The organism is Kribbella sp. NPDC026596 (assembly GCF_040638415.1).
Taxonomy (GTDB): Bacteria; Actinomycetota; Actinomycetes; order Propionibacteriales; family Kribbellaceae; genus Kribbella.
In genome coordinates, this window is sequence record NZ_JBEZYF010000149.1 from 1 (window position 1) to 3,579 (window position 3,579).

Annotated in this window: 7 protein-coding genes; 2 read left to right on the forward strand and 5 right to left on the reverse strand. The window is 69.8% G+C overall.

The window, feature by feature from the left end:
• Positions 1-472: MFS transporter (locus tag AB0E63_RS46285; protein ID WP_360381254.1), on the reverse strand; the 472-nt coding region annotated here is incomplete at its 3' end.
• A gap of 218 nt (positions 473-690) precedes the next feature.
• Between AB0E63_RS46285 and AB0E63_RS46290 the strand changes: the two genes are divergently transcribed.
• A complete protein-coding gene (locus tag AB0E63_RS46290; protein ID WP_360381256.1) occupies positions 691-1,221 on the forward strand; it encodes a pyridoxamine 5'-phosphate oxidase family protein in 531 nt (176 codons plus the stop codon).
• 6 nt (positions 1,222-1,227) lie between these two features.
• Here the strand turns inward: AB0E63_RS46290 and AB0E63_RS46295 are convergent, their stop codons facing one another.
• Positions 1,228-1,425 (reverse strand): hypothetical protein, encoded by a 198-nt coding sequence (locus AB0E63_RS46295; protein WP_360381259.1) that lies wholly within the window; start codon positions 1,423-1,425, stop codon positions 1,228-1,230.
• Positions 1,426-1,580: 155 nt separating this feature from the next.
• Between AB0E63_RS46295 and AB0E63_RS46300 the strand changes: the two genes are divergently transcribed.
• Positions 1,581-1,889 carry a dsRBD fold-containing protein gene (locus tag AB0E63_RS46300; protein WP_360381262.1) on the forward strand — a complete coding sequence of 103 codons (309 nt, stop codon included), beginning with the start codon at positions 1,581-1,583 and terminating at the stop codon, positions 1,887-1,889.
• A gap of 60 nt (positions 1,890-1,949) precedes the next feature.
• Here AB0E63_RS46300 and AB0E63_RS46305 read toward each other — a convergent pair whose 3' ends face one another.
• The 3 genes from AB0E63_RS46305 to AB0E63_RS46315 all read right to left on the reverse strand — a co-directional run.
• On the reverse strand, positions 1,950-2,279 hold the full coding sequence (locus AB0E63_RS46305) for a hypothetical protein (protein WP_360381264.1): 330 nt from the start codon (positions 2,277-2,279) through the stop codon (positions 1,950-1,952).
• Positions 2,280-2,410: 131 nt separating this feature from the next.
• On the reverse strand, positions 2,411-3,052 hold the full coding sequence (locus AB0E63_RS46310; RefSeq protein ID WP_360381267.1) for a glycerophosphodiester phosphodiesterase: 642 nt from the start codon (positions 3,050-3,052) through the stop codon (positions 2,411-2,413).
• A partial coding sequence (locus tag AB0E63_RS46315; RefSeq protein ID WP_360381270.1) for a hypothetical protein occupies positions 3,049-3,579 on the reverse strand: 531 nt, incomplete at its 5' end. The genes AB0E63_RS46315 and AB0E63_RS46310, both read right to left, overlap by 4 nt.

A 3,579-nucleotide genomic window follows, 5' to 3' on the forward strand; every position in this document is an offset into this window, starting at 1 on the left:
CGCCGAAGATGCCGACCGCCAGGCCGCGTCGCTGGGGTGGGAACCAGGCGCTGACGAACGGCACGCCGACCGCGAAGGCCGTGCCGCCGATGCCGAGGAAGAAGCCGCCGACCAGGAGTGCGCCGTACGAGTCGAGGGCGAAGAAGCCGATGAACAGGATCGGCACGATGGTCGCGGCGGTGACCAGCGGGAACATCACCCGCCCGCCGAACCGGTCGGTCAGGGCACCGACCGGGATCCGGCCGAGCGAGCCGACCAGCATCGGTACGGCAACCAGCAACGCGACATCGGACTCCGTCAGCCGACCGAGCGTGCCCTGGGTCCGGAACAACGGTCCGAGCGGGCTCAGCAGCGCCCAGGCCCAGAAGTTGACCGCGAACCCCACGGTCGCAACTGCCAGCATCACCCAGGGCGAACCGGACCGCGGACCGACTGCTCGTCCCGCCACGTCGTCGACGCTGAACTTGTTCATCGGAGATCCCTCCAGGCCAGTGTCAGATGTCGATCGTCGCCCGGCGTGACGCGACCGGCCCAGGGTCATCGGTCCCAAGGGACGGCGCCGAACGGCCCACTTGAGGGGCTCTGAACGGCTGCCGCGTCGCGGGTCCTCCAGCCACGCGAGTTGGGCCGGACGCCGGTGCTTCGAGTCACAGGTCACGCCGGAGACTCGAAGTAGTCGAGGAGGCTTCGATGACCAAAACAGGCAGGCAGGCAGAGCAGAAGGTTGCGGTCGGCAACGGAGACCGCCGGCAACCGGCCAGGGAAGAGATCTGGCGACGAATGTCCAAGGCCTCCTTCGCAGTGCTGAGCCACGTGACACCGAACGGCGAGCCTCGGTCGAGTGGTGTTGTCTACACGACCGGGCGAGGCCGGCTGTACGTCGCCGTCGCGCCGGACAGCTGGAAGGCGTTGCAGATCCCGGCGACCGGCCAGGTCGCCGTGACCGTGCCGGTGCGCCGTGGTGGACTGCTGTCCCTGCTGGCTCCGATCCCACCGGCCACGATCAGCTTCCACGCACGTGCCGTCGTCCACCCGGCCGGCCACAGCTACATCACGTCGCTGTTGCCGGAGTTGGCCAAGCTGGTGCCGCCCGAACGATTGGCCGACTGCCGGATCGTGGAGATCTTCCCCGAGGGGCACTTCCTCACCTACGGCATCGGTACGTCGTTGCTGAGCATGCGCAACCCGGCCGCTGCCCGGGCCCGAGTTCCGGTGAACTGAGCGAAGTCAGTCGACCGGCGGCTGGTCGGTCGGCTCTGCCGGCGGCTGTTCCGCTTCTTTGTCACGGCGGTGGCTCTCCCGGTAGACCTCGACGCCGAGGTGGCGGACGATGCTTTGCTCGGCGTGTGCCGATCCGGTCGTTCGCCGGCTGGCCACCGTGCGCTTCGCGTCGCGCTGTGTGCGGGCTTTCTCGATGTCCTTCATGGCCGGCTCCCTTCGTGCACTTCCAGCACACGCCGGCCGGCGATCGCACACCAGGGCAGAAGTTCCCGCCGAGGTGGACCGGACGGCCCTGGTGCGAGTCCGGGCATCTTCGGACGATGGCCTCGAGGGGTCCATCGATCGGAAGGGCGGGCATCATGGTCGCGAGCAGGCATTGGAGCGTCGAGATCTTCATCGACGAGCACGAGGACGAGCGGACCACCCACGCGGAGGCCCGGCTGCACACCAACGACAAGACCCAACTCGTCGGCCGGGGCACCGCCCGCCGGAACCCGGGCGACACCGATATCGCCGAGATCGGCGACGAGCTCGCCGTGGCACGGGCGCTGTCGAGCCTGGCCCCACGAACTGCTCGACGCCGCCACCGCCGACATCGAGCAGATGACTCACGAGCACATCCATCTGCGCAGCTGACCGCAAGCCCGCGTACTGGCGCGGTCCGGTAGGACGGCGTCGTTCGTCGTTCCTGTCCGGGCGAGCGGCTCGGTCACCTACACCACCCGGACTCACTTCTTCCGGACTGGCTTGGGGCGGGGGATCGAGACGATCGTCCAGCCGGCGGCGAACAGGATCACGAGGGTGAGGCGGAGGCCTTCGGACCAGTCGCTGGTCCACACGGCCGTGGCGAGCACCCAGGGGAAGAACACCACCCAGACGACGATCTCGAGCAGGAGCGGTAGGTCGCGGATCCAGGTGGCGACGTCGTCGATCCGGCCGGAGTTCAGCAGGACGAAGAACACCACCCACATCCCGGCCATCCAGCCGAACCATCCCTTCGAGCCACGGCTGAGCCGGCGTACCTCGGGTTCGGTGCCGCTGGTTGCTGGCTTGGACATGATGCCTCCCTTCAGCGGGCATGCGAGACGGCGGACAGCGCCGTCCTCACCTCGAGCATCTGCCCGCGGGAGAGTGGTTGGCCCGGGCCGATCGTCCTGTTCCGGCGGGCCTTTCGAGAGGCCCGCCGCGATCAGGCCACGCCGAGGACGCTCAGGTTCTTCCCGATCACCGCGTCGACGCCGAGGCGGCGCGCGTCAGCCAGGGCGTCATCGGTGTCCACCGGCCAGGTGAAGACGACCTCGGCGCCACGTCGGAGCTCGGTGACGATCGCGGGGGTGAGCAGTCGCCGGTGGACGCAGACGCCGTACGCCGGTCGTCCGCGGAGCCGGGACCGCAGCCGGCGCAGCCCACGGCGGCTGCCGGCCGACAGCACGAGCCGCACGTTGGGCAGGTCGCGGAAGGCGGACAGCATCCACCAGTGCTGTGTGCACACGGTGACCGTGCTGGCCGGCATGACCTCGGTCAGCTCTGTCGCGACGCGGGCGCCGAGGCGGGGATGGATCCCTTTCAGGTCGAGCAGCAGGCGGGGATCGCCGTCGGCCGCGGCGGCCAGCAGTTCGCGGATCTCGAGCAGTTGGACGTCCGTGCGGCGGACCAACTCACCCCGATCCCACAGCCACCACGGACCGAGGGTCTTCCGGTGCCGGACCTCGAGCCGTCCCCGATACGCGTGCACGTCCGCCTCGACCAGGTTGGCGCCGAGATCGAGGGCCGACCGGAGAGTTCCGAGATCGTTGCCCGCGCGATGCGCGACGACGAGCTCCGGGGTCACGATGCCGTCGGTGCCGGCTCGGTGAACCAGCCGCGCCAGCGCAGGAACAAGAACGTGCCGCCCAGCAGGAGCGCGGGAATCCAGTAGAGCAAGGCGGTGAGTGCGACAGCGCCGAAGGCGGCCGTCCAGGAGACCCCGATCGACGCGAGGCCGGCGACCAGGGCGCCGTCGCGTGGACTCGCCCCGTGGACGCCGGGGAGCACACCGGCGATCTGGCTCGCCCCGAAGACCGCGATCAGGTGGAGCGGCGGCACGGATCCGCCGACGGCGTCGATGGACCCGACCAGCAGACCGAGGATCGTGGCCTGGTACCCGATCGACAAGACGACGCCGAGCGCGAACACCTTGGCCGACGGCCACGGCCAGCGACCGGCCAGGAGTGGACGCCGACGCCGTACGACGAGCGCGCCGGCGAGAACCGCGGCAGCGGCGCCGAGGGCGATCGCCAGCACGGTCCAGGGCAGTGTCACGCCGGTCACCACCACCGCGGCGACGAGTCCGACGGCACCGATGAAACGGTCCAGCGC

What these genes read in the sequence shown, in the direction of transcription:
- AB0E63_RS46295 (WP_360381259.1), bottom strand. Translation starts at nt 1,425, where the DNA reads ATGAAGGACATCGAGAAAGCCCGCACACAGCGCGACGCGAAGCGCACG.
- AB0E63_RS46290 (WP_360381256.1), top strand. Translation starts at nt 691, where the DNA reads ATGACCAAAACAGGCAGGCAGGCAGAGCAGAAGGTTGCGGTCGGCAAC.
- AB0E63_RS46300 (WP_360381262.1), top strand. Translation starts at nt 1,581, where the DNA reads ATGGTCGCGAGCAGGCATTGGAGCGTCGAGATCTTCATCGACGAGCAC.
- AB0E63_RS46305 (WP_360381264.1), bottom strand. Translation starts at nt 2,279, where the DNA reads ATGTCCAAGCCAGCAACCAGCGGCACCGAACCCGAGGTACGCCGGCTC.